Raw genomic sequence first — 24,514 nt, forward strand, 5'->3', positions numbered from 1 at the left:
TTTAATTGGGCTCCATGGCCATGGTCAGCATCAAGGAGGTCGCCGCGCACGCCGGCGTCTCCCCCGGCACGGTCTCCAACGTACTGAACCGGCCAGGCAAGGTCGCGCCCGCCACGCGGGAGCGGGTGGAGGCCGCCATCAGCGAGCTGGGGTTCGTCCGGCACGGCTCGGCCTCGACCCTGCGCGCCGGATACAGCAGGACAATCGGCCTGAGCGTGATCGACATCGGCAACCCCTTCTTCACCGAGGTCGCGGCCGGGGTCGAGGACGTGGCCAGCGAGCTGGGCTACGCCGTCATCCTGGGCAACTCGGCGGGCTCGCAGGACAAGGAGGACCGCAACCTGCGGGTGCTGGCCGAGCACCGGGTGCGCGGCGTGCTGATCACCCCGTCCGGCGAGGACCCCGGCAGGCTGGACCGGCTGCGCGAGAACGGCATCAGCGTGGTGTTGGTCGACCACCCGGCGCACCGGCCCGACCAGTGCGCGGTCGCCGTGGACGACGTGGCGGGCGGCCGGGCGGCGGTCGCGCACCTGCTGTCCAAGGGCGCGCGCAGCGTCGCGTACGTGACCGGCCCGCTGACCATCAGGCAGTGCATGGAGCGCCGGGAAGGCGCCAAGCAGGCGATGCGCTCCGCCGGGCTCGACCCCGACGAGCTGCGGGTGGTGGAGTCGACCACGATGACGGCCCGCGCGGGTGAGAAGGCGGCCGCCGAGCTGATGTCCGGCGGCGCCCTGCCCGAGGCCGTGTTCTGCGCCAATGACCTGCTCGCTCTCGGCGTGCTGCGGGCGCTGCTCCGGTCCGGGGTGCGGGTGCCCGAGGAGGTGGCGCTGATGGGCTATGACGACATCGACTTCGCCGCCGCCTCGACGGTTTCCCTGAGCTCGATGCGCCAGCCCACGTACCAGCTCGGCCGCATCGCCACTGAGCTGCTGCTCGACGAGTGCGACAATCCCGAGACGCACGCCCACCAGCACATCATGTTCCAGCCGGAGCTGGTCGCGAGGGAGTCGACGCAGTCAACTGCCACCGGGTGAAGCCGATGGTCTGCTCTCGCGGTCCCGTCTGGCTGAAGGGAGGCCGGTAGCGTGCGGCTGGTTGACAACAGCCCAGCCCGCCACGCCGCGTACGGCGATGTTGCGGGCCGCGATGTGATCGGCGTGCCCAGCGAGGCCGCAGCCGGTGTGGTTGAGGTCGGTCATCGTCCGGTGCTCGCGCCCGGACGGGGCCGGGCCGGGCAGCACCGCGCCGTCGTTGGTGACGGCCAGGTTCGCCACTCCTTGATCCACCCCGAGGAAGCCGTTGACCGGCTCGCGCACCGCGGGTTGGGGCAGGGTGACGGCGCCCTGCGACAGCCACACCCCACGCCGGAAGATCAGCGAGACGGTGCGGGCGTCGCGGTTCCAGCTCGGCAGGCGTGCGTCGTAGGGGATGGCGCCGTACAGGCGGAGCAGGTGGGCTCGTTTCTTGGTGGCGCGCAGGTCGGCGTGGGCGCCGGCCACGCGGGCAATGGCCCGGGTGGCCGCCTGCGCGCCCAGCCCGGCGAACTGTGCGCGCGCTGGGTAGTAGGCGAGCCGGTGCAGCTCCACCACGGTGAAGGTGCGCTGCTGCCAGGCCGGCCGGGAGACGAAGGTCTCCGTCTGGGTTTTTCCATATTGTTTTCGAAAGGAGGGTGGCGCTTGCTCGGTCCTGAAGGACCGGTCTCCGCGCCACATTCAAGATGAGTCGCCGTTTCGCCGCCGTGGATCTCGGCGCTTCCAGTGGCCGGGTGATGCTGGCCGAACTGACCGATGGGCTGGAGGGGATGAAGCTCACCGAGGCACATCGTTTCCCCAACGGCCCGGTACGCGTGGCCGGCCGCCTCTACTGGGACGTCCTGGGCCTCTACCGCGAGATCCTGACGGGTCTGCGGGCCGCGGGCCCGGTGTCGTCGATCGGCGTGGACTCGTGGGCGGTCGACTACGGGCTGCTGGACGAGACGGGCGCGCTGCTGGGCAACCCGGTCCACTACCGCGACGACCGCACGCGCGGCGTGGCCGAGCGGGTGGCCGGCGAGGTCGGCGCCGAGGCGCTGTACGACGTGTCCGGGCTGCAGGTGCTGCCCTTCAACACGATCTACCAGCTGCTGACCGACCGGCTGGACCAGGCGGCCACGATGTTGCTGATCCCGGACCTGCTCGGCTACTGGCTGACCGGTGAGCTGGGCGCGGAGGTGACCAACGCCTCGACGACGGGCCTGCTCGACGTGCGTTCCAGGCAGTGGGCGTCACCTCTGATCGAGCGGCTCGGCCTGCCGTCCGGGATCTTCCCGCCGCTGCGGCAGCCGGGCGAGGCGATCGGCGGGCTGCGGCGTGAGGTGGCCGCCGAGATCGGCTGGTCGGCGCCGGTCAGGGCGGTGGGCTCGCACGACACCGCCTCGGCCGTGGCCGCGGTGCCCGCCACCGGCCCGGCGTTCGCGTACATCTCCTGCGGGACGTGGTCGCTGGCCGGTGTGGAGCTGCCGGGTCCGGTGCTGACGCCGGAGAGCCGCGCCGCGAACTTCACCAACGAGGCCGGCATCGACGGCACCGTCCGCTATCTGCGCAACGTCATGGGGCTGTGGCTGCTGCAGGAGTGCCTGCGCGCCTGGCCGGGCTCAGACCTGGGCGACCTGCTGAAGGCGGCGGCGGGCGAGCGGCCTTTCGCGGCCGTGGTGAACCCGGACGAGCCGGTGTTCCTGCCGCCGGGCGACATGCCGGCCAGGATCGCGGGCGAGTGCCGCCGCACCGGGCAGCGCCCGCCGGCCACTCCGGCGGCGTACGTGCGGTGCGTGCTGGAGAGCCTGGCTCTCGGGCACCGGCTGGCGGTGCGGCAGGCCATGGAGCTGTCGGGGCGCGACGTCGAGGTCGTGCACCTGGTGGGCGGCGGGTCCCGCAACGAGCTGCTGTGCCGGCTGACCGCGGACGCCTGCGGACTGCCGGTGGTGGCCGGGCCCGCGGAGGCCACCACGTTCGGCAACGTGCTCGTGCAGGCCCGCGCGGCGGGGCTGGTGTCCGATCTGGCGGAGATGCGGTCGCTGGTGGCGGCGGCCGAGCCGCTGCGCCGTTACGAGCCGTCCGGCGACGTCGGCGCTTGGGACGAGGCCGCATCGCGCGTTTTCTGACCCCCTCTGACCTGGGTTTTCGTCTTGTCCGAGAAGGGGAGGAGTCGGACCAGGGGCATCGGGGGGCGTCATGGATTTCGCGTGGCCGCTACTGCGGCAGCTGACCGGCAAGGATTTGTACGGGCGGGGACAGGCGGTGAAGTCCGCCCGCACGGAGACGTTGCGGGCGCGGACGGCCGACGCCGAGCGGGTGGTCAAGTCGGTGTGCCCGTACTGCGCGGTGGGCTGCGCCCAGAACGTGTACGTACGTGAGGGGAAGGTCGTCCAGATCGAGGGCGACCCCGACTCGCCGGTCAGCAGAGGGCGGCTGTGCCCGAAGGGCGCGGCCAGCCTCCAGCTCACCACCGGGCCCGGACGGCTCCACAAGGCGCTCTACCGGCCGCCGGGCGCGGCGGACTGGCAGGAGCTCGACCTGGCCACGGCCATGGACATGGTGGCCGACCGGATCATCGCCACCCGGCGCGAGACCTGGGAGTGGGAGCGGGACGGCCGGCGCACCGCCCGCACGATGGGCATCGCGAGCCTGGGCGGCGCCACGCTGGACAACGAGGAGAACTACCTCATCAAGAAGCTGCTGACGGCGCTCGGCGTGGTGCAGATCGAGAACCAGGCCCGGGTGTGCCACAGCTCGACCGTGGTGGGCCTGGGCACGTCGTTCGGCCGCGGCGGCGCCACCACCTTCATGCAGGACCTGCAGCACTCCGACTGCGTGGTCATCCAGGGCTCCAACTTCGCCGAGGCCCATCCGGTCGGCTTCCAGTGGGTGATGGAGGCCAAGGCGCGCGGCGCGGTGATCATCCACGTGGATCCGCGGTTCACCCGCACCAGCGCGCTGGCCGACCTGCACGTGCCCATCCGGGCCGGCTCCGACGTGGCCTTCCTCGGCGGGATCATCAACCACGTGCTGGAGAACGAGCTGTTCTTCCGCGAGTACGTGGTCGAGTACACCAACGCGGCCACCATCCTGCGCGAGGACTACCGCGACGCCGAGGACCTCGACGGCCTGTTCTCCGGCTTCAACCCCGACGACCACACCTACGAGCACGGCACCTGGCAGTACGAGGGCATGGAGGTGGTCCCCGCGGCCGGCGCCAGGGACCAGGACTTCGAACGGCGGGCGGACCGCTCGGAGGCGCAGGGCAGCCTCGGCGCGCCCATGGACGGCACGCCGCGACGGGACGACACGCTGCGCCACCCGCGCTGCGTGCTGCAAGTCCTGCGCCGGCACTTCGCCCGGTACACGCCGGAGATGGTGGAGCGCACGTGCGGGGTGCCGCGCCAGCTGTTCGAGGAGGTGTGCCGGCACCTGACGGAGAACTCCGGGCCGGACAAGACGGCGGAGTTCGTCTATGCGGTGGGGTGGACGCAACACAGCGACGGCTCGCAGTTCATCCGGGCGGCGAGCATCCTGCAACTGCTGCTGGGCAACATCGGCCGGCCCGGCGGCGGCATCCAGGCGTTGCGCGGGCACGCCAGCATCCAGGGCTCCAGCGACATCCCGACGTTGTTCAACCTGCTGCCCGGCTACATCCCGATGCCGTACGCGCACGAGCACGAGCGGCTGCGCGACTACCTGCACGCCGACTCCCCGCCCAAGGGGTTCTGGGCCAACATGCCCGCCTACCTGGTGAGCCTGCTCAAGGCGTGGTGGGGCGAGGCGGCGCGGGCGGACAACGACTTCGCGTTCGGCTATCTGCCCAGGCTGACGGGGTCGCACAGCACGTACGACACCGTGCTGGCGCAGCTCGACGGCACCTGCAAGGGCTACATCCTGCTCGGCGAGAACCCGGCCGTCGGGTCGGCCAACGCCAGGATGCAGCGCCTCGGGATGGCGAAACTGGACTGGCTGGTGGTACGCGACCTCGCCCTGATCGAGAGCGCCACCTGGTGGAAGGACGGCCCGGAGATCGAGACGGGCGAGCTGCGTACCGAGGACATCGGCACCGAGGTGTTCTTCCTGCCCGCCGCCGCGCACACCGAGAAGAGCGGCAGCTTCACCAACACCAACCGGCTGCTGCAGTGGCACCACCAGGCCGTCGAGCCCGAGGGGGACGCCCGCAGCGACCTGTGGTTCATGTACCACCTGGGGCGGATCATCCGGCAGAAGCTGGCAGGCTCGCAGGACCCGATGGACGCGCCCATACTCGACCTCACCTGGGACTACCCGGTCGCGGGTGCGACGGCCGAGCCGGACGCGGAGGCGGTGCAGGCGGAGATCAACGGCTGGGACGCGGCGGGGCGGCCGCTGTCCGGCTACACCGAGCTGCGGGACGACGGCTCCACCGCGTGCGGCTGCTGGATCTACTGTGGCGTGCGTGCCGACGGCGTCAACCAGGCCGCCCGCCGCAAACCGGGCTCCGAGCAGGACTGGATCGCGGCCGAATGGGCGTGGGCGTGGCCGGCCAACCGGCGCATCCTCTACAACCGGGCCTCGGCCAGGCCGGACGGCAGCCCGTGGAGCGAGCAGAAGAAGCTCGTCTGGTGGGACGGGAGCCGGTGGACCGGCTATGACGTGCCCGACTTCGAGGTGGACAAGAGCCCGGACTACCGGCCGCCGCCGGACGCGCGGGGCGTGGCGGCGTTGTCCGGCATCGATCCGTTCATCATGCAGGCCGACGGCAAAGGCTGGTTGTTCGCGCCCGCCGGGGTGGTGGACGGGCCGCTGCCGGTGCACTACGAGCCGCAGGACTCGCCGGTGGCCAACCCGCTGTACGGGCACCAGCGCAACCCGGCCCGCAGGCTCTACCCGCACGAGGACAACCGGTACCACCCGAGTGGGGACGAGCCGGGCGCCTCGGTCTTCCCGTACGTGGTCACGACGTACCGGCTGACCGAGCACTTCACCGCGGGCGGCATGAGCCGGCACACGCCGTACCTGGCGGAGCTGCAGCCGGAGATGTTCTGCGAGGTGTCGCCCGAGCTGGCCGCCGAGCGGGGGCTGGTGCACGGCGAGTGGGCCACCATCGTCACGGCCCGCAACGCCATCGAGGCCAGGGTGCTGGTCACCGACCGGATCGCGCCGCTGCACCTGAACGGGCGGACGCTGCACCAGATCGGGCTGCCGTTCCACTACGGGCCGAATGGGCTGGCCAGGGGCGACGCGGCCAACGAGCTGTCGTCGATCTCGCTGGACCCCAACTCCCACATCCAGGAGGTCAAGGCGCTGTCGGCGGACATCCGGCCGGGGCGGCGGCCACGCGGCGCGGCGCTGCCCGAGCTCGTCATGGCCTACCGGCGGCGGGCCGGCGTGACGGGCGAGACCGGAATGGAGGCCTGAGCGATGGCCTTCGACCTGGACGAGGCGATCGGCGCCGGTCGGGTGGGGTTCTTCACCGACACCAGCGTCTGCATCGGGTGCAAGGCGTGCGAGGTGGCGTGCAAGGAGTGGAACGCCGTCCCCGAGGACGGGCTGACCTTCACCGGCATGTCGTACGACAACACCGTGGGGCTGGGAGCGGACACCTGGCGGCACGTGGCGTTCATCGAGCAGCGGCGGCCGCTCGGCCACCAGGAGCCGGGGCTGAACGATCAGGACTTCCGCTGGCTGATGGCGTCCGACGTGTGCAAGCACTGCACGCACGCCGCCTGCCTGGACGTGTGCCCGACGGGGTCGTTGTTCCGGACCGAGTACGGGACGGTGGTGGTGCAGGAGGACGTGTGCAACGGCTGCGGCTACTGCGTGCCCGCCTGCCCGTTCGGGGTGATCGGCAAGCGGGAGCGCGCCGGCGGCGGCACGGCGGCCAAGTGCACCATGTGCTACGACCGGCTCGGGGCCGGGGAGGAGCCGGCCTGCGCCAAGACGTGCCCGACGGACTCCATCCAATTCGGTGACCTGGAGGAGTTGCGGGAGCGGGCGGAGCGGCGGCTGGAGCAGGTGCGCGCGTCCGGGGTCACGTCGGCCCGGTTGTACGGCCACGACACCGGCGACGGGGTGGGCGGCATGGGCGCGTTCTTCCTGCTGCTCGACGAGCCCGAGGTGTACGGCCTGCCACCCGACCCCGTGGTGACGACGCGGGACCTGCCCGCGATGTGGCGCCACACCGCCACCGCCGCCCTCGCCCTCCTGGCGGGCATGGCCGCGGCGGCCTGGCTCCGGCGGCCGGGCACGGCGTCCACCGCTGGGGCCTCCACCACCGCGGACTCCACCACCGCGGCGCTGCGGGCATGGGCGGGCACGGCGATCTCACGGAGGAGAGCATGAGTCAGACCGATGTGCGGCTGGACGGCTCGGCGGAGGTGCGGACCGAGCGCGAGGCCACGCCGGGGTCGGCGGGCCCCAGGCCGCTGCGCCCCGCGACGGCGCAGCCCGAACCCGGCTCCTACTACGGCCGGCCGGTGCTGAACGAGCCGACGTGGCAGGCGGCCGACATCGCCGGCTACCTGTTCCTCGGCGGCCTGGCCGGGGCGTCGTCCACGCTGGCTGCCGCCGCCGAGCTGACCGGGCGCCCGCGCCTGGCCAGGGCGGCCAAGACGGGGGCGCTGTGCGCGGTCGGCGGCTCGCTGTACTCGCTGATCCACGACCTCGGCCGCCCCGAGCGGTTCGTCAACATGCTGCGCGTGTTCAAGGTGACCTCGCCGATGAGCGTCGGCACGTGGCTCCTGACCGCGTACGGCCCGCAGGCCGGCTGCGCGGCCGCCACCGCCCTGACGGGGCGGTTGCCCCGGCTGGGCCGGGCGGCCACGATCGGAGCCGGGCTCGTCGGCCCGGCCGTGGCCACCTACACCGCCGCGCTGATCTGCGACACCGCCGTGCCCGCCTGGCACGAGGGGTACCGCGAGATGCCGTTCCTGTTCGCCGGTTCGGCCGCCGCGGCGGCAGGCGGTCTCGGCATGCTGGCCGCGCCCCCGGACGAGGCGGGCCCGGCCCGGCGGGCGGCGTTGCTCGGCGCGGCGGCGGAGTGCGCCGCCGCCCTCCGGATGGAGCGGCGGCTCGGCCCGCTGGCCGAGCCGCTCAAACGCAGCAGGCTGCTGCGCGCGGGCGAGGCGCTGTCGCTGGCCGGCGCGCTGGCCGGGATCGCGTTCGGCCGGCGCAGCAGGGTCGCGGCGGGCGCGGCGGGCGCCGCCCTGCTGGCGGGGTCGGCGTGCACCCGGTTCGGCATCTTCCGTGCAGGGATGGAGTCGGCCAACGACCCGAAGTACACCATCCAGCCGCAACGCAGGCGGCTGTCGAGAGCGAGAGCGGAGCGTGATCTCCAATGAACCGTAAGATCGTCGAGTACCTGCCTTTCCTGGGTTTCGTGATGATCATCTGCACGGCGTCGTGGCTGGCCGGTCGGGCCCTGCCGGACGCGGTCCCGGTACGCCGGTAGAGCGGGGGGACGTACGATCATCCAATGACCGAAAAGACCGAAACGACGCCCAGCTGGCTGCCGCCGGAAGAGCTGGAGTCCATCCGCGGCCAGCTGCCGATCCTCTACATCGACGCGGTCCCGGTGCGCGTCGACGACACCGGCGTGGTCACCCGCGTCGGCCTGCTGCTGCGCATCGCGTCGGACGGAACGGTCAGCCGGGCGCTCGTCTCGGGACGCGTGCTCTACTACGAGCGGGTCCGCGACGCGCTCCTGCGCCACCTGGAGAAGGACCTCGGTCCGGTGGCCCTCCCGCACATCCCGGCGTCCCCGCAGCCGTTCACCGTCGCCGAGTACTTCCCGACGCCGGGCGTCACCCCGTATCACGATCCGCGCCAGCACGCCGTGTCCCTGGCCTACATCGTCCCTGTCGCGGGCGACTGCCGGCCCCGGCAGGACGCGCTGGACCTCGTGTGGTTCACGCCCGAGGAGGCGGCGTCGCCGATGGTGCAGCAGGAGATGGCCGGCGGGCAGGGAGTGCTGCTGAAGCAGGCCCTCGCGCACGTCGGCTGCCTCCCGTGAGGCTTTAGGGCGGGTCAGGCGGCGACGGCACCGGGTCAGCGGGCGAGGACGTCGGCGGGGAAGGTGTTCGTGCGGTGCACCTTGCGGAAGAGCTGTGGCCTGCCGCCGGCCTCGAAGTCGGCGAGGACCATGACGCGGCCCCGGCTCCGGGCCGGCAGCTGGAACCCGACCGCGATCGCCATCCCCGGATCGACCCGCGCCACCGTGTGCGCGCGGACCTTGCGCAGCCCGTCCAGCCCCAGCTTGACCTCGTTCCACGGCATGGTGGAGCCGTTGTGCAGGGTCACGACGATCTCGTTACCGCTGATCTGGGTCTTCAGCCCGTACGGGATGCGCGGGTCGGGCCCGATCGACTCATCCAGCGCGATCATCAGCTCGTCGGTCAGGTCGGGCCGGGCCGGGGCGAGGTCGAGCCGCTCCCCCGGGTCGGCGGCCAGGTCGTACAGCTCGATCCGGCCGTCCGGCCCGGCGCCGGCGATGTTCGGGGCGAACCTGATGGCCTTCCACCGGCCACGGCGGATGGCTTGGGCCTTGCGCGGCCGGTTCCACACCAGGTGCTCGTGCTGGGGGGCGCCCGCGCCGGTGAGCAGGCCGCGGAAGGAGATCCCGTCGAGGTGCGCCGGGACCGGCGCCTCGGCCAGGTCCGCCAGCGTCGGCAGCACGTCCCAGGAAGCCACCGGCTGCTTGACCACGCGCGGCCGCAGCCGCGGTGACCAGGCGATCAGCGGCACGCGGATGCCGCCCTCGTACACCTCGCGCTTGTCACCGCGGAACGGGCCGTTGGAGTTGAACAGCCGGGGCGTCACGCCCTTCTCCCGGTGCGGGCCGTTGTCGCTGGTGAACAGCACGAGCGTGCGCTCGGCCACGCCCGCGTCGCGTAACGCGCGCAGCAGCGCGGCGACGTCGGTGTCGAGCCTGGCCACCTGCGCTGCGTGGCGGCGGTTGGGACCGCTCCACGGCCGGTCCTCGTACGGCCCGGCGTCGCCCGCGATCACGCTGGGCGAGTGCGGCAGATTGGTGGCGAAGTAGAGCAGGAAGGGGTCCTCACCGCCCTCCTGGATGAACTCGACCGCCCGCTCGCGGAACAGGTGCGGCGCGTACGACCTGCCGTCCAGCTGCACCCTGACCCCGTTGTGCCACAGGTACTCGGGGAAGTACTGGTGGGCGTGGCGGTGGCCGATGTAGCCGAAGAACTCGTCGAAGCCGCGCAGGTTCGGGTGCGAGACCTGGTCCGGCTGCTCGGGCCCGAATCCCCACTTGCCGACGCAGGCGGTCCGGTAGCCGGACAGCTGCAGCAGCTCGGCGAAGGTGAGGTCGGCGTCGGTGAGCGAGAGCTGCGGCCCGCCCTCGGGGTTCTCGCGTACGGTGCCGTGCCCGGCGTGCAGACCGGTGAGCAGGGCGCAGCGCGAGGGGGCACAGAGCGGCGCCCCCGAGTACGCGGCCTCGAACCGCACGCCCTCCGCCGCCATGCGGTCCAGGTTCGGCGTGCTGATCAGACGCTGGCCCTGCACGCCGATCTCGCCCCAGCCCAGGTCGTCGGCCAGGATGACGACGATGTTGGGACGCGAAGGCAGGCCGCCGCGCTCGGCGGCGGCCGCCGATGAGGGGATGGCGAGACTGGCGAAGGTTCCGGCGATTAAGGCACGGCGCGAAGGCCCGTTGATCACGACGGGCACAATATCGGAGCCCAGGGCGAACGGCGGGCAAACGGCGGACGAAACTCTGTCACAGACCTGCAACCGTTACTGTGCGGACTGGTTCAGGCCAGGAGACAGGTACTCCCACTTCCGGCAGATCTCGTGCAGCGGCTCGGGCACCTCGTCGGGTGCCGGCAGCGGCCGGCCGGCGACGACGGTGCCGCTGCGGATCTTGTCCCGCCAGTCGCCGATGCCCTTGACGAAGGCGCCGTGCTCCTTGTTGCCGTAGGTGAGCATGCCCGGCTCCCATTCGACGCCGAGGAAGAGGCAGAGCCGGCGCAACTCGGCCTCCGGCTCGGCGACCAGCTGCTCGTACCGCATGGTCAGCCCGTCCAGGTGGGTGCGGGCCTCCTCCAGGTACGTCATGTAGCTCAGCGTGCGCGGCACGGCCTCCTCCATGGGCCGCTTCTCCGGGTCTGCCTCGTGCCAGGACTGCACGATGGACGCCGGGTGGCGCAGCAGGAAGATGAACCGCGCGTCCGGCCAGCAGGTCGCGATGCGCCGCCAGACGAACACGTTGCTCGGCGTCTTCTCCACCAGGATCGGTTTCCCGCTGCGGGTCAGCTCTCTGTGCAGCATGCGGTCCCAGACGATGTGCTCGATGTCGCTGTGGTGGTGACCGAGCGCCTCCATGGCCTGCCGTACGGGGTCGGTGCCGAGGCCCACGGTGATCCGCCTGAAGTGCGTCTCGATCGGCGAGTGCACCCGCGAATGGCTGTTGAGCATGACCCGCAGCAGCGTGGAGCCCGACCGCACGGACGACAGCAGGAAGACCGGCTCGCGCAGCAGCCGGTCGTGCGCCGGGTCGACGGGCGGACGCACGGTGTCGCCGGGAAGCCGCTGCAGCTCCAGCGGGGGTGGGGGCGGGGGCTTCGGCGGCTCCTTGTGCAGTTTCCGCGTCAAGGTGTAACCCGTGAGGCCCTCAAGCGTCGCGTTGGCCCGGTACTTCCAGTTCATGGCTCTACAAGGTAGAGACGGCCAGTGAACCGCAGGTGAATCCGGCCTGTGAACATGTTGCAAGGAATACAGATCATGCGTGCAGAAAGACGCAGAGCAGAACAATGTTCCGGCCGCACTATGGAGCCCGTCAACCAACATCGACTCCATAGGAGGAGCCATGCGCACGCTCAAGCGAGCGATGCACTTTTCTCTACTGAGCGGCCTCGTGGTCGGCGCGCTCGCCGCGCTCCCCGGCACGGGTCACGCGGCCGCCGGGACCTCGAGCGCCTCGGTGAGCAACGTCGGCGGCCGGCTGCAGCTGAACTACGTCGGCTCAGCGGACGCCAACGGCGTCCGGATCTCGCTCGAGTCCGGCACCAACGCATTGGTGGTCAGCGACTCGGTGAGCATCTCGCCCGCCGGCGGCTGCGTCGCGGTCCCGAACAACCCGACCACCGTGCGCTGCTCGGTCGGCATCACGCTGATCTCCGCCCGGCTGGGCGGCGGCGCCGACACGTTCAGCACGCTCGTCCCGCTGAAGGGAACCGTGGAGGGCGAAGGCGGCAACGACACCTTCCGCCCCAGCCGCAGCGTGGGCGCCATCGGCGCCGCGACGAGCGAGATCATGTACGCCGGCGGCCTCGGCGAGGACACCGCCACCTACGCCGGGGTGCCGGCCACTGGGCCGACGGGCAACACGGGCGTGCACGTGACCCTGGACCTCGCCGCCAACGACGGCCGCGACGCCGATGGCAGCCGCCCGGCCGACAAGGACAACGTCCAGGTCGAGAACCTCATCGGCAGCTCCTTCGGCGACCGCCTGTCCGGCGACGGCCAGGACAACGAGATCACGGCCGGGAACGGGCGGGACACGGTGTCGGGGGGCAACGGCAACGACGTCGTCAACGTCCAGGACCAGGCCGCCGAGAACTCCGTCAGCTGCGGCGAGGGCACCGGCGACGTGGCGATCGCGGACCGCTTCGCGCTCGACCCGGTCAACGTCGACTGCGAGACGGTCCAGCGTGGCGCCTAGGCCCGCTTGACCACGCGGCCGTGCACGACCGCGTACGTGGCGCGCAGCGCCTCCATCGACTCGTCGTAGGAGGCCTGCGCGACCCCCGTGAACAGGCAGTCCACCACCATGAGCTGGGCGATGCGACTGCCCAGCGCGCCGGATCGGAACTTGGTCTCCCGCGCGGCCGTCGTGAGCGTCACGTCGGCCGCGCCGGCCAGCGGCGAGTCGCGGAAGTTCGTGATCGCGACCGTCGCCGCCCCGGAGTTGCGGCCGATCGAGAGGAACTCGACGGTGTCCACCGTGGCGCCGGAGTGCGAGACCGCCACCGCCACGCACGTGCCGTCGAGCGTGGCGGCCGACGTCCAGGCCGAGTGCGGGTCGTGCCAGTTGATCGCGGTGCGCCCGATGCGGGACAACTTCTGCTGCAGGTCGAGCCCGACGAGCGCGCTCGCGCCGACGCCGAACGTGTCGATCCTGCGCGCGGCCCCCAGCAGCGCCACCGCCTTGGCCAGGGCCGCCATGTCCAGCGAGCGGGCGGTGTCGGCGATGGACAGCGTCTCGTTCATCGCCACCTTGGAGACGATGCCCTCCAGGCTGTCGTGGCGGTCGAGCCTGCCCGAGGCCTCGGGCAGGCTCGACGTGGCCAGCTCCTCCTGGCTGGTCAGGTCGATCGTCAGCTTCTCGGCCCTGACGGAACCGAGCTTGCAGCTCCTCGCGCCGATGGTTTCGGCGGTCGGGCCGCATTAGGCAGCGTGACTCACTGCCCAGGCATGGCAGGCCATGCCGCGTCGCGGTGCCGATAGCAGATCGCAAGAGCCGTACCCCGGCAGGCCGGGTGCGTTCGATCCCGTCATCGCATCGCTACGCGTAACACCAACACCACGATGCGTGAAATCCTGAGGCCACTCGATAGATCACGCTGAAGTCCTTGTATGGTCTGCGTAATTTTATGACCTACTGCCCGAGGAGGCCACATGCCCCGTGGCGCGTTCTCCGCGGTCGCCCTCACGGCTGCGCTGTCCATCGCCCTCACCAGCTGCTCGTCCTCCTCCGGGCCCGCCACCGGCACGGGCGCGCCCGCCGCCAAGGGACTCGTGGTCGGCGTCACCTCCGACCCGGACACTCTCTTCCCCTGGAAGGCCACCCAGTTCCAGGCCGTCAACGTGCTGCAGAACCTGTACGGGACGCTCACCGAGTTCGACAAGGACCTCAACGTGGTGCCCGGTCTGGCCGAGTCGTGGGAGACGTCGGAGGACGGCAAGACGCTCACGCTCAAGCTGCGGCAGGGCGTCACCTTCGCCGACGGCAGCGCGTTCGACTCCAAGGACGCCAAGCACTCACTCGACAAGATCATGGACGAGGCCACCGCGGCGGTGGCCATGGCGTCGTTGTCGTCGGTGAAGTCCGTCGAGGCGCCCGACCCGGCCACGGTGGTGCTGAACCTGACCGGTCCCGACGCCGCGCTGCCCGCCAACCTGGCCACGGTCAACATGGCGATGCTCTCCTCCGACGACACCGAGGAGAAGCTCAACTCCACCCCCAACGGCACCGGGCCGTTCACGCTGAGCAAGCGCGTGCCCAGCCAGTCGATCACTCTGGCCAGGAACGACAAGTACTGGGGCGGCGAGAAGCCGAAGGCGCCCACGATCGAGTTCCGGGTGATCCCCGACGAGTCGTCCATCGTCTCGGCCATGCAGTCGGGCAACGTGCAGCTGGCGGTCTTCAACGACCCGCTGGTCGCGCAGACCGCCGAGGGCGGCGGCACGATCACGGTCGCCAAGACGCCGCAGCTCAGCTACCACGTGCTCCAGCTCAACGCGCGGCGCGGCGACCTCAAGGACGTCAACGTGCGCCTGGCCGTGCAGTGCGCGATCGACCGCAAGCAGGTGCTCGACACCGCCGCGCTCGGCGAGGGCGAGGTGACCGGGCCGATCACGGCCCCCGCGTTCAAGTCGGACCCGAACAAGCGCCCCTGCCCGAACCGCGACCTCGCCAAGGCAGCCGAGTACCTGGGCAAGGCCGGCAAGTCGGGCGGGGTGACCGTCAAGGCCATCGTCTCCCAGGGCGAGTACGCGACCTCCGTCAACGAGGCCCAGAACCTCAAGGCCCAGCTCGCCGAGGCCAAGATCAACCTGGAGCTGGAGGTGCTGGAGTCGGGCGCGTTCGTGGACCGCTGGGTGGCCGCCGACTTCGACGCGGCCGTCGCGCTGAACGGCGGCCGCCCCGACCCCGACGGCTCCTACGGCCGCTACTTCACCAGCAAGGGCAACCTGAACAAGGTCGCCGGCTACAGCTCCCCCGAGCTCGACAAGCTGTTCGCCGAGGGCAAGGCCACCACCGACCAGGCCGCCCGCAAGGCGATCTACGACCAGGTCGGCGCCCACCTGGAGGAGAACGCCGCCTGGATCTGGCTGTTCGCCGGCTACACCTACACCGCCACGACCGCGGGCGTGCAAGGCTTCGTCCCGATGGCCAACGGCTCGCTGCAGTACCTGCGCACCACGTCCACCGGCTGATGCGCGCTGTCGTACGCAACCGCGTCGTCCGGCGGGTGGCGGGCACGCTCGGCACCCTGTTCGGGGTGGCCGTGTTCGTGTTCGTCATGCTCCGGGCGATCCCCGGCGACCAGATCACGGCGGGGCTCGGCACCGAGGCGGCCGCGCTCACCCCGGCCCAGCGGGCGGCGCTCGAGCATTACTACGGCCTCGACCAGCCGCTGGTCACGCAGTTCTTCTCGTGGCTGGGCAACATGTTCACCGGGAACTTCGGCTACTCGGCGCGTAACCAGCAGAGCGTGCTCGACCTGACGGTGCAGTCGCTGCCGGTGACGTTCGAGCTGGCGGTGCTCTCGATCGTGCTGGCGCTGCTGATCGGCGTGCCGCTCGGCATGGTGTCGGCGTCGAAGGCCGGTGCCCCGCGCGACGCCGTCGGGCAGGCGGTGAGCCTGGCGGGCCTGTCGATCCCGGCGTTCCTGCTGGCCACGACGCTGTTGTCGATCTCCGCGGCGTCGTTCGGGTTCAACCCGAACGGGCAGGGGTTCGCGACGCTGCTGGAGGATCCGCTGCTCAACCTGCAGCAGATGGTGCTGCCGGCGCTCGTGCTCGGCTTCGGGATCGCGGCGCCGATCCTGCGCACGACGCGCGCGGCGGTGCTGGAGGTGCGCTCGCACGACTTCGTGCGCACCGCCCGCGCCAAGGGCGTGCCGGAGCGGCGCTTGCAGGTCAGGCACGTGCTCGGCAACGCGCTGGTGCCGATCGTGACGATGACCGGCCTGCAGTTCGGCTACCTGCTCGGCGGCGCGGTCGTGGTCGAGCAGATCTTCTCCGTGCCGGGCATCGGGCGGCAGGTGCTGCTGGGCATCCAGCAGAAGGAGTACGCGGTGGTGCAGAGCACGGTGCTGGTGATCGCGCTGGCGTTCGTGCTGGTCAATCTGCTGACCGACGTGCTCTACCGGATCATCGACCCGCGGGTGAGGGCGTCGTGACGGCCTTGCGCAGGAGCCCCGCCGCGCTGGCGGGCTCGGCCGTCCTCGCGGTGCTGGCCGGCGTGGCGGTGCTGGCGTCCTTCGGGTTGCTGCCGTACGACCCGATCGCGCAGAACCCGCCGGCGCGGTTCCAGGCGCCGTCGGGGGCGCACCTGTTCGGCACCGACCAGTTCGGCAGGGACGTGTTCTCGCGGGTGGCGGCCGGGGTGGGGAACTCGGCGCTCATCGCGGTCGTCGCCGTGGCGTTCGCGACCCTGATCGGCACGCTCGGCGGGCTCGTGTCGGGTTTCTACCGCGGCTGGGCCGACGGGGCGATCGGCGGGGTGACGAACGTGTTGTTCGCGTTCCCGCCGCTGCTGCTGGCGCTGTCGCTGGCGGCGGTGCTGGACCGCAACTGGTTCACGATCGCCGTGGCGATCGCCATCGTGTACGTGCCGATCTTCATCCGCGTCACCCGCGGCCCCGTGCTGTCGCTCAGGGAGATCGAGTACGTGAAGGCCGCGGTCGCGACCGGGCAGAGCCGCTGGCAGATCATGCTGCGGCACGTGCTGCCGAACATCACCTCGATCATCGTGGTCCAGGTGGCGCTGTCGTTGTCGTGGGCGGTGCTGACGGAGGCGTCGCTGAGCTTCCTCGGACTGGGCACGCCGCCGCCCGCCCCGTCGCTCGGCTCTATGATCTTCGAGGCGCGCAGCCTGGTGTTCGTGGCCCCGTGGACGCTGATCGCGCCGGGCGCGGTCGTCGTGCTGCTCGTGGTGGGGCTGAACCTGCTGGGCGACGGCCTGCGTGACACTCTCGACCCGCGCAACCGAGGAAGGCGCTCATGAAGGTTCTCGGGATGATCTCCGGCACCTCGCACGATGGCATCGACGTGGCCGTCGTCGATTTCGCACGCACCGGTGACGTGCTGGCGGGCCGGGTCGGGCACACGGCGAGCACGCCGTACCCGGACGAGCTGCGGGCCAGGCTGATCGCGGCGCTGCCGCCGGCCGGGACGACGCTGGCGAAGGTGTGCGAGCTGGACACGCTCATCGGGCAGACCTTCGCCGCGGCCGCCGCCGAGGCGGTCGAGCGGGGCGGGCCCGTCGATCTGATCGTGTCGCACGGGCAGACGGTGTTCCACTGGGTGGAGGGCACGCACGCGCGGGGCACGCTGCAGATCGGGCAGCCCGCGTGGATCGCCGAGCGGACCGGCGTCCCCGTGCTGTCGGACGTGCGCATCCGCGACATCACGGCGGGCGGGCACGGGGCGCCGCTGGTGTCGGTGCTGGACGGGCTGCTGCTGGGCGGGCACGCGGGCGGCGCGGGCGCGCTCAACCTGGGCGGCATCGCCAACATGACCGTCGTGCGCGAGGGCGAGCTGGTCGCCTATGACATCGGCCCGGCGAACGCGCTGATCGACGCCGTGGTGACGAGCAGGCGGCTGAACGGGCGGGGGTTCGACGCGGACGGCGCGATCGCGGCGTCCGGGCGGGTCGACGCCCGGCTGCTGGAGGAGCTGCTCGACGAGCCCTACTACCGGCTGCCCGTCCCGAAGAGCACCGGCAAGGAGCTCTTCCACCTGGACTACGTGGAGGCGGCTCTGGCCAAGGTGGCTCCCCGGGTCGGGGACGCGGACCTCGTGGCGACGCTGACCGAGCTGACCGTGCGGACGGTCGCCGACGACGTGCGGGCCGCCGGCGTGAGCACGCTGGTCGTCTCGGGTGGCGGGTGCCGCAATCCGGTCATCATGCGCGGGCTGCGTGCGGCGCTGCCCGGCGTGGACGTGGCGCCGTCCGACGCCTACGGCGCGCCCGCCGACGACAAGGAGGCCATCGCGTTCGCCCTGATCGGCTGGCTGACCGCGCACGGCCTGCCCGGCACCGTCCCCGGCGGGACGGGCGCGCGGGCCACGCGCATCCTCGGCACGCTGACGCCGGGCGCGGGCCCGCTCGTCCTGCCCGCCCCCATGGCCGAGCCGCCGCGCTCGCTGGTGCTGACCCGATGAACGCGGTTCCCATCGCCGGAGAGGCCCCGCACGAGCCGCCCGCGGGCCTGATCATGGCCGCGCGGACACCCTGGTTCGACCTGACCGAGTGCACCGGGCACCGGACCGTGCGCTGGGCGGGCGGCGAGCGCGCCGGCGAGGCGCCCATGACCCTCGACACCTACCACGACCTGGCCTCGGTCACGAAGATCGTGGCGACCACGACGGCGCTCATCCGCCTGGTGTCGGAGCGGCTGGTGGACCTGGACGCGCCGCTGAGCGCGTACCTGCCGCGGTCCTACGAGGTGATCACCGTGCGGGACCTGCTGCTGCACCGGGGCGGGTTGTGGGAGTGGTGGCCGCTCTACATCCAGCCGGACCTGCCGCCGCCGCGCTACCGGCCCGGCCGCGCGCGGCGCTACTCCGACCTCGGGTTCATCCTGCTCGGCCGGATCGTCACGGCCGCGACCGGGCTGCGGCTGGACCGGGCGGTGGCCGAGCTGGTCACGCGGCCGCTCGGCCTCACCCAGACCACGTACGCCCGTCCCACGGGCACCGAGGTCGCCATGAGCGCCCTGGACGACCGGGTCGAGATGGCCATGCTCGACACCGGAAGGCCGTACCCGGTCCCCTACCGCAGCACCGACTTCACCCGCTGGCGGCGCGAGCCCGTGCTCGGCCAGGTCGCCGACGGCAACGCCTACCACGCCCTCGACGGCGTCGCGGGGCACGCCGGGCTCTTCTCGACCGTGCCCGACCTGCTCAAATACTGCGCCGCGCTGTCCCGGTACGAGGAGCACGACCGGCTGTGGCGGCCCGAGGTCGCCCGGGAGTTCTTCGCCCCGGGGCCGGACCCGGAGCAGGCGCTCGGCTTCCGCCGGTACGCCCTGGACCTGGCGGGCGAGACGGTCACCGTGCTCGGCCACCCGGGCTACGTGGGCTGCGCGATCGGCTTCGTGCCCGGCCGGGACGTCGCCCTGGTCGTGGCCGGCAACCGCCTGCTCGTCGCGGGCGCCCCGACGCCGACCGAGGACCTCTGGCACGGCCTGCTGCAGGCCACCACGGAACGATCGAGGACCGTATGAATAGCCCGCTCCTGGAGATCGGCGACCTGTCGGTCGCCTTCCGCACCCGCAAGCAGGACGTCACCGTCGTCAAGAACGTCTCCATGGAGATCATGCCGGGCCAGACCGTCGCGGTGGTCGGCGAGTCCGGGTCGGGCAAGTCCACCACGGCCGCCGCGGTCAACCGGCTGCTGCCGGACAACGGCCGCATCACCTCGGGCCGGGTCGTGTTCGAGGGACGCGACCTGGCGACGGCGAGCGAGCGGGAGATGACCGCGATCCGCGGCGCCGGCATCGGGCTGGTCCCGCAGGACCCGATGTCGAACCTCAACCCGCTCATGCGGATCGGCGACCAGATCGCCGAGGCTCTGGAGGTGCACGGCGTGGCCGCGGGGAAGGCGGCACGGGCGCGTGTGCTCGAGCTGCTGGACATGGTGGGCATCCCCGACCCGGCGCGGCGGATCGGGCAGTACCCGCACGAGTTCTCCGGCGGCATGCGGCAGCGGGCGCTGATCGCCATGGGGCTGGCCTGCCGGCCGCGGCTGCTGATCGCCGACGAGCCGACGTCGGCGCTGGACGTGACCGTGCAGCGGCGCATCCTCGACCAGCTCGCGCAGCTCACCGCGGAGATGGGCACGGCCGTGTTCCTCATCACGCACGACCTGGCGCTGGCGGCCGAGCGGGCCGACGTGGTGGCCGTCATGTACCAGGGTGAGATCGTCGAGACGGGGCCGGCGGCGCGCATCCTGACCGAGCCGGAGCACGAGTACACCAGGCGGCTGCTGCGGGCCGTGCCGAGCCTGTCGTCGGCGCGGGTGGCCCGGCCGGAGCCGGCCACGCCGGACCTGGTGGTGGTCGACGGCCTGCGCAAGGTGTTCCCGATCAGAGGCACGGGTGAGGAGCTGACCGCGGTGGACGCGGTCTCGTTCACGATCCCGCGCGGGCGGACCGTGTCGATCGTGGGCGAGTCGGGCTCCGGCAAGTCGACCACCGCGAACCTGCTGCTCGGCCTGGACGACGCCACCGCGGGCAGCATCCGCTTCGACGGCACGGACCTGGCCGGGCTCGGGCGGCGCGAGTTGTTCGCGTTCCGCAGGCGGGTGCAGCCGGTGTTCCAGAACCCGTACGCCTCGCTCGACCCCCGCTACACGGTCGAGAAGTCGATCATCGAGCCGCTGCGCGTGCACGGCGTCGGCACGGCGTCCGAGCGCCGCAGGAGCGCAGCCGAGCTGCTGGAGAAGGTGTCGTTGCCGGCCTCGCTCGGCGAGCGGCTGCCGCACGAGCTGTCCGGCGGCCAGCGCCAGCGGGTGGCCATCGCGCGGGCGCTGGCGCTCTCGCCGGAGCTGGTCGTGCTCGACGAGGCCGTCTCGGCGCTCGACGTGATCGTGCAGGCGCAGATCCTGGAGCTGCTCGCCGAGCTGCAGCGGGAGCTGGGGCTGAGCTACCTGTTCATCAGCCATGACCTGGCCGTGGTACGGATGATCTCCGACGCGGTGCACGTGATGCGCGGCGGGCGGATCGTGGAGAGCGGCACGACGGACGAGATCTTCGACGATCCCGCCGACGACTACACCCGCGAGTTGCTGGCCGCGATCCCGGGTGCACAGTGGACGGTGTGAAGACGTGGCAGGGCGCGCTCTGCTCGGCCTGCCGGCTCGTGACGCTCGTGCACGGCGTTCAGCGTGCGGCGTAGGCGCGGATCACCTCTTGCGTCAGCGTGTTGCCCGCGACGTCGGAGGCGGTGAGCCGTAGCGAGACGAACCCGGACGGCGAGCGGTCCAGTGTCGTCTCGTAGCCGCGATCGCCCGTGTCGCGCAGGCGGGCCGGCCTCCAGGTGGCGCCGTCGTCGTACGACACCTCCAGCGACACGCTCTGGATCGTGCTCTGCTCGGCGCCCTGCTGGTGGTGGAGCCGCACGCCGAGCCGGCGGGAGGCGGCCTGGTTCCTCAGGTCCACCGGCGCGTCGAACGTCGCCAGCAGCAGCGGGACGACCGTGGTCTGCGCGGCCCGTTCCGAGGTGAACGTCCAGACGGCCTTGGTGCGGGTGGACATCCTGGCCCATTCGGCCTCATTGGCCAGCTCGTACTCGATCCGGTACGAGGACCGCTCCGCCGGCAGCGTCGCCGTCCCCGAGGGCAGATGGTTCGTCTGCACCAGCAGCGTGTCGCCCCGGTAGAGCCGGAAGTCGGTCTTCAGGCCGCGCTCGTACGGGCTGGTGTAGGCCTCGCCGTAATTGCCGTCCGCGTCCACGAAGCCCTGCATCGAGAGCCGCAGCCGGTCACCCTCCCTGCGCAACGGGTTGCGCGGGTTGACGCCGGGCAGGAGCGGCTGTTTGAACACCGTGCGGCGGACCCGCTCTCCCGCCGCGTAGGGGCGGAGGTCCGGCGAGGACACCGAGACGCGCGGCGTGTCGGGGTGCGGCCACATGTTGTTGTAGGACCGCTCCGGGCTGATCGCCGACGAGGTCCACCGCACCTCGGGATCCGGGGTGACGTAGTCGATCCGGGTACGCGGCACCTCGGCCATGGGGTGGTTGGTGGAGATCGACAGGGTGTCCCACGGCTCGAAGGCGAACCTGGCCTCGTTCACGGTCACGTCATCGGCGAGCTGGCTGTGGTAGCCGGTCTCGATCCTGGCCAGCGATCGGGCGCGGACCACGTACGCGAGCCGGTCGCGGACCCGGCCCTGCTCGCGCAGGTACAGGTCGTACACGTACGGGCTGGCCACGACGCCCTTGGCCAGGACCGGCACCGGCCGCTCGATGAGTTTCCGTCCCTCCTCGTACGTGAGCCGGACGGTCGGGACGGCGAGCTTGACCATGTTGCCGCCGGTGGTGACGTCGGCGCCGGGCCGGTCGCTGTAGACCGCCACCATCGCCGCCCCGGCGGCCGCGGCCGCGTTGGCCTGGGCGGAGACCGGAACGCCGTCGGTGCGCCGGATGACGGCCAGCTTCCCGCGCAGGTCGCGGGCCTGGATCTCCTCGGCGCCGCCCCGGCCCGCGTCCACCGCCATGAGCAGCCGGGTGCCGTCCAGGCGCGGGTACTCGGTGGAGAAGTCGCTGAACTGGACCGGGTCCACGTACTGGGGCTCCAGGCGGAGCCCTGGGGCGGTGAAGGCGATCTCGGGGGCCTTCAGCCGCCAGCGGGTGGCGACGGCGAAGACGCCCTTGGTGACTTTCCTGGTGGGCTGGACGAACAGCCGCTCCTCGATGTGCGCGCCGGGCGAGATCGTGGTGCCGCCGCGGAGCGCGGTGCCCTGCTCGCCGGCGCGGTACCACATGAGGGCGGCGGCCGCGCCGGTGTTCCGCTTGGTCTTGTGGTCGGGCGTCACGATCTCGACCTCGACGGCCTTGCGGGCGTCCAGCACGACCTCGGTGTCCTCGGTGATCTCCATTTCGGGGTCGCCGAGGAGGCTCTCGTTGAGCGGCTTGCCGCCGGCGGTGCTGTCCTGGGTGGCCGGCATGGTGAAGACGTGGCCGAGCACGGAGTAGGTGCCGGGCTTGACCAGCAGGCAGGTGCCGGTGCCGTACTTCTGGTCGGTGCACGGCTGTGCCGGGTTGCCGGGGAGCACGCGGCCGACCAGGGTGCCCTCGTCGAGGTTGAGCACGGTGAAGCCGCCGCGTGCGGTGCGGCCGTCCCTGGCGATGCCGCGTACCCGCAGCTCGACGCGGCGGTCCTCGACGAGGCCGGTCAGCAGGGTGCGCACCGGCGGGCCGCCCGCGACGGCGGCCGTCAGCTCCTGGCGCAGCCGGCCCGGCTCGGCCGCCGTGATCGTGACCGTGGCCTCGGCCGTCCCCGCCGGGGGCACGGTCAGCCTCGCGGGCTCGACCGTGAACGCCGCGCCACTCGTCAGGTCCACCTCGGCAGGCGCCTGGCCGAGGTTGCGGTAGGTCACGGTGAGGGTCTTCCGTTCGCCTGTCGCGAGCCGGCCGAAGTTGGCCGAGCCGAGCGAGGCCACGACGGTGCCCTTGAGCGCGGCGGCCACGTCGATGCGGCCCGCGCCCTGCGCGTCGACCGGGATGTCCGCTCCGGGCGTGGCGGTGGCCATGAGGAGGGACTTCAGCTCGCCACTCGTGATGCCGGGCCGCGCCTGGCGCAGCAGCGCGGCCGCGCCCGCGACGTGCGGGGCCGCCATTGACGTGCCCGACATCGCGACGTGGCCGCCGCCCGGCCTGGCCGCGGCGATGTCCACGCCGGGCGCGGTGACGTCCGGCTTGACGGCCTGGTCGGCGACGACCGGGCCGCGGTTGGAGAAGTCGGCGAGCCGGTCCTCCCGGTCCACCGCGCCGACGGTCAGCGCCTCGGGGGCGTCGCCAGGGGTGCCCACGCACTGGTCGCAGCCGTCGTTGCCGGCCGCCACGACGAACAGGGTGCCGTGCTTCTTCGTCAGCTGCGAGAGCGCGTCGGTGAGCGGGCCGCCCGCCTCGCTGGCGCCGAGGCTCATGTTGACGACCTGGGCGTGCTGCTCACCGGCCGCCCACTCCATGCCGTCGATGATCCAGGACGACAGGCCGTAACCGGTGGAGTCGAGCACGCGGCCGCTGACCAGCCGGGCGCCGGGCGCCACTCCCTTGGCGCCCGCGACCGTGGCGGCGACATGGGTGCCGTGGCCGTGGGGGTCGCCCGTGACGTCCCCGCCGGCGAAGTCGCGCTGGCCGGTCACCCGGCCCGCCAGGTCGGGGTGTCCGGCGTCCACGCCGGTGTCGAGCACGGCCACCGTGGTGCCCGCGCCGTCGTGCCCGGCGGACCACGCCGCGGGAGCGCCGATCTTCGGCACGCTGTGCTCCAGCACCGGTGTGACCTTGCGGTCGAGCCAGATCTTCGACACGCCGGCCAGCGGCCCCGCGGCACGCGCCCGCGGCGAGGTGAGCTGCGCGCCCAGCCTGGGCGCGTCCGCCGCGGCGACCGTCACGGCCGCGGCGCCGATGCTCTCCAGGGTGCGGACCTGCTTCAAGGCCGGGATCGCGGCCTTGGGCGTGTTCTCCGCGTAGTCCAGGATCAGCGGGATGTCGGCGCCGTAGTCCTGCGCGGCCAGCTCCGTCACGTTGAACAGCGCGCTGTCGAGCCGCTCCGGCACCAGGGCGGCGACGTCGTCGGGGATGACGCTCACCGCGCCGTCCGCCTCCAGCACCTGGAACGCCGGCACGGAGCCGTCGGCCCGCGGCACTGGAGTGACCGTCACCGTGCTGTGCTCGCTGTCCACGGCCGTCACCCGCACCCGGTCACCGGTGATCAGGGTGATCTCGTCGCCCGCGGCCGTGGCCTTGAACGTCACCGGCGACGCCTGCGCGCCGGAGGCCGAGAGCGGCCCGGCGGCCAGGAGCAGGACGCCGGCCACCAC

General features: G+C 72.1%; 19 protein-coding genes. 14 read left to right on the forward strand and 5 right to left on the reverse strand.

The window, feature by feature from the left end:
• Positions 1-14: 14 nt before the first annotated feature.
• Positions 15-1,034 (forward strand): LacI family DNA-binding transcriptional regulator, encoded by a 1,020-nt coding sequence (locus ETD86_RS20040; protein WP_138667678.1) that lies wholly within the window; start codon positions 15-17, stop codon positions 1,032-1,034.
• On the opposite strand, the gene ETD86_RS57070 is transcribed toward ETD86_RS20040, so the two are convergent.
• Entirely contained in the window at positions 1,017-1,586 is a 570-nt protein-coding gene (locus tag ETD86_RS57070) for a hypothetical protein (RefSeq protein WP_211370176.1), read from the reverse strand. The two genes, ETD86_RS20040 and ETD86_RS57070, sit on opposite strands and share 18 nt — an antisense overlap.
• Positions 1,587-1,717: 131 nt before the next feature.
• Here ETD86_RS57070 and ETD86_RS20050 point away from each other — a divergent pair, with 131 nt between their 5' ends.
• The 5 genes from ETD86_RS20050 (at position 1,718) to ETD86_RS20070 (ending at position 9,009) form a co-directional block, all read left to right on the forward strand.
• The gene (locus tag ETD86_RS20050; RefSeq protein ID WP_138667679.1) at positions 1,718-3,139 is read left to right on the forward strand and encodes a rhamnulokinase; all 1,422 of its coding nucleotides are present in this window, start codon (positions 1,718-1,720) and stop codon (positions 3,137-3,139) included.
• A 70-nt stretch (positions 3,140-3,209) separates the two neighbouring features.
• Positions 3,210-6,416: a formate dehydrogenase gene (gene fdh / locus ETD86_RS20055; protein ID WP_138667680.1), complete on the forward strand. Its 3,207-nt coding sequence runs from the start codon at positions 3,210-3,212 to the stop codon at positions 6,414-6,416.
• 3 nt (positions 6,417-6,419) lie between these two features.
• Complete coding sequence (locus ETD86_RS20060; protein ID WP_138667681.1) at positions 6,420-7,340, forward strand: 4Fe-4S dicluster domain-containing protein; 921 nt, start codon at positions 6,420-6,422, stop codon at positions 7,338-7,340.
• On the forward strand, positions 7,337-8,338 hold the full coding sequence (gene nrfD / locus ETD86_RS20065; protein ID WP_211370177.1) for an NrfD/PsrC family molybdoenzyme membrane anchor subunit: 1,002 nt from the start codon (positions 7,337-7,339) through the stop codon (positions 8,336-8,338). Before ETD86_RS20060 ends, nrfD begins: the two co-directional genes overlap by 4 nt.
• Before the next feature lie 134 nt (positions 8,339-8,472).
• Positions 8,473-9,009 carry an NUDIX hydrolase family protein gene (locus tag ETD86_RS20070; protein WP_138667683.1) on the forward strand — a complete coding sequence of 179 codons (537 nt, stop codon included), beginning with the start codon at positions 8,473-8,475 and terminating at the stop codon, positions 9,007-9,009.
• A gap of 35 nt (positions 9,010-9,044) precedes the next feature.
• On the opposite strand, the gene ETD86_RS20075 is transcribed toward ETD86_RS20070, so the two are convergent.
• Entirely contained in the window at positions 9,045-10,676 is a 1,632-nt protein-coding gene (locus ETD86_RS20075) for an arylsulfatase (RefSeq protein WP_170223170.1), read from the reverse strand.
• A gap of 75 nt (positions 10,677-10,751) precedes the next feature.
• Positions 10,752-11,663 (reverse strand): sulfotransferase family protein, encoded by a 912-nt coding sequence (locus ETD86_RS20080; protein ID WP_138667685.1) that lies wholly within the window; start codon positions 11,661-11,663, stop codon positions 10,752-10,754.
• Positions 11,664-11,823: 160 nt separating this feature from the next.
• On the opposite strand from ETD86_RS20080, the gene ETD86_RS20085 reads away from it, so the two are divergent.
• Positions 11,824-12,678, forward strand: coding sequence for a hypothetical protein (locus tag ETD86_RS20085; RefSeq protein WP_138667686.1), 855 nt, complete (start codon positions 11,824-11,826; stop codon positions 12,676-12,678).
• Here the strand turns inward: ETD86_RS20085 and ETD86_RS20090 are convergent.
• Positions 12,675-13,226 carry a MurR/RpiR family transcriptional regulator gene (locus ETD86_RS20090; protein WP_246148022.1) on the reverse strand — a complete coding sequence of 184 codons (552 nt, stop codon included), beginning with the start codon at positions 13,224-13,226 and terminating at the stop codon, positions 12,675-12,677. The two genes, ETD86_RS20085 and ETD86_RS20090, sit on opposite strands and share 4 nt — an antisense overlap.
• Here ETD86_RS20090 and ETD86_RS58260 point away from each other — a divergent pair.
• The 7 genes from ETD86_RS58260 (at position 13,207) to ETD86_RS20120 (ending at position 20,793) form a co-directional block, all read left to right on the forward strand.
• The gene (locus ETD86_RS58260; RefSeq protein ID WP_246148023.1) at positions 13,207-13,407 is read left to right on the forward strand and encodes a hypothetical protein; all 201 of its coding nucleotides are present in this window, start codon (positions 13,207-13,209) and stop codon (positions 13,405-13,407) included. The genes ETD86_RS20090 and ETD86_RS58260 overlap by 20 nt on opposite strands.
• Positions 13,408-13,634: 227 nt before the next feature.
• Positions 13,635-15,176, forward strand: a complete 1,542-nt coding sequence (locus tag ETD86_RS20095; RefSeq protein ID WP_138667687.1) for an ABC transporter substrate-binding protein — start codon at positions 13,635-13,637, stop codon at positions 15,174-15,176.
• Entirely contained in the window at positions 15,176-16,144 is a 969-nt protein-coding gene (locus ETD86_RS20100) for an ABC transporter permease (protein ID WP_138667688.1), read from the forward strand. Before ETD86_RS20095 ends, ETD86_RS20100 begins: the two co-directional genes overlap by 1 nt.
• The gene (locus ETD86_RS20105; protein WP_138667689.1) at positions 16,141-16,971 is read left to right on the forward strand and encodes an ABC transporter permease; all 831 of its coding nucleotides are present in this window, start codon (positions 16,141-16,143) and stop codon (positions 16,969-16,971) included. The genes ETD86_RS20100 and ETD86_RS20105 overlap by 4 nt, the downstream gene beginning before the upstream one ends.
• Complete coding sequence (locus tag ETD86_RS20110) at positions 16,968-18,131, forward strand: anhydro-N-acetylmuramic acid kinase (RefSeq protein WP_138667690.1); 1,164 nt, start codon at positions 16,968-16,970, stop codon at positions 18,129-18,131. The genes ETD86_RS20105 and ETD86_RS20110 overlap by 4 nt, the downstream gene beginning before the upstream one ends.
• Positions 18,128-19,195, forward strand: a complete 1,068-nt coding sequence (locus ETD86_RS20115; protein WP_138667691.1) for a serine hydrolase domain-containing protein — start codon at positions 18,128-18,130, stop codon at positions 19,193-19,195. Before ETD86_RS20110 ends, ETD86_RS20115 begins: the two co-directional genes overlap by 4 nt.
• Positions 19,192-20,793, forward strand: coding sequence for an ABC transporter ATP-binding protein (locus tag ETD86_RS20120; protein WP_138667692.1), 1,602 nt, complete (start codon positions 19,192-19,194; stop codon positions 20,791-20,793). The genes ETD86_RS20115 and ETD86_RS20120 overlap by 4 nt, the downstream gene beginning before the upstream one ends.
• A gap of 58 nt (positions 20,794-20,851) precedes the next feature.
• On the opposite strand, the gene ETD86_RS20125 is transcribed toward ETD86_RS20120, so the two are convergent.
• Positions 20,852-24,514, reverse strand: a 3,663-nt coding sequence (locus ETD86_RS20125) for a S8 family peptidase (protein WP_138667693.1), incomplete at its 5' end; no start/stop codon positions are given.

Source organism: Nonomuraea turkmeniaca (genome assembly GCF_005889735.1).
GTDB lineage: Bacteria > Actinomycetota > Actinomycetes > Streptosporangiales > Streptosporangiaceae > Nonomuraea > Nonomuraea turkmeniaca.

Bases quoted from the DNA above. Each gene is read 5' to 3' on its own strand.
- ETD86_RS20040 (WP_138667678.1), top strand. From the start codon at position 15: ATGGCCATGGTCAGCATCAAGGAGGTCGCCGCGCACGCCGGCGTCTCC.
- ETD86_RS20050 (WP_138667679.1), top strand. From the start codon at position 1,718: ATGAGTCGCCGTTTCGCCGCCGTGGATCTCGGCGCTTCCAGTGGCCGG.
- fdh (WP_138667680.1), top strand. From the start codon at position 3,210: ATGGATTTCGCGTGGCCGCTACTGCGGCAGCTGACCGGCAAGGATTTG.
- ETD86_RS20060 (WP_138667681.1), top strand. From the start codon at position 6,420: ATGGCCTTCGACCTGGACGAGGCGATCGGCGCCGGTCGGGTGGGGTTC.
- nrfD (WP_211370177.1), top strand. From the start codon at position 7,337: ATGAGTCAGACCGATGTGCGGCTGGACGGCTCGGCGGAGGTGCGGACC.
- ETD86_RS20070 (WP_138667683.1), top strand. From the start codon at position 8,473: ATGACCGAAAAGACCGAAACGACGCCCAGCTGGCTGCCGCCGGAAGAG.
- ETD86_RS20080 (WP_138667685.1), bottom strand. From the start codon at position 11,663: ATGAACTGGAAGTACCGGGCCAACGCGACGCTTGAGGGCCTCACGGGT.
- ETD86_RS20085 (WP_138667686.1), top strand. From the start codon at position 11,824: ATGCGCACGCTCAAGCGAGCGATGCACTTTTCTCTACTGAGCGGCCTC.
- ETD86_RS58260 (WP_246148023.1), top strand. From the start codon at position 13,207: ATGGACAGCGTCTCGTTCATCGCCACCTTGGAGACGATGCCCTCCAGG.
- ETD86_RS20090 (WP_246148022.1), bottom strand. From the start codon at position 13,226: ATGAACGAGACGCTGTCCATCGCCGACACCGCCCGCTCGCTGGACATG.
- ETD86_RS20095 (WP_138667687.1), top strand. From the start codon at position 13,635: ATGCCCCGTGGCGCGTTCTCCGCGGTCGCCCTCACGGCTGCGCTGTCC.
- ETD86_RS20100 (WP_138667688.1), top strand. From the start codon at position 15,176: ATGCGCGCTGTCGTACGCAACCGCGTCGTCCGGCGGGTGGCGGGCACG.
- ETD86_RS20110 (WP_138667690.1), top strand. From the start codon at position 16,968: ATGAAGGTTCTCGGGATGATCTCCGGCACCTCGCACGATGGCATCGAC.
- ETD86_RS20115 (WP_138667691.1), top strand. From the start codon at position 18,128: ATGAACGCGGTTCCCATCGCCGGAGAGGCCCCGCACGAGCCGCCCGCG.
- ETD86_RS20120 (WP_138667692.1), top strand. From the start codon at position 19,192: ATGAATAGCCCGCTCCTGGAGATCGGCGACCTGTCGGTCGCCTTCCGC.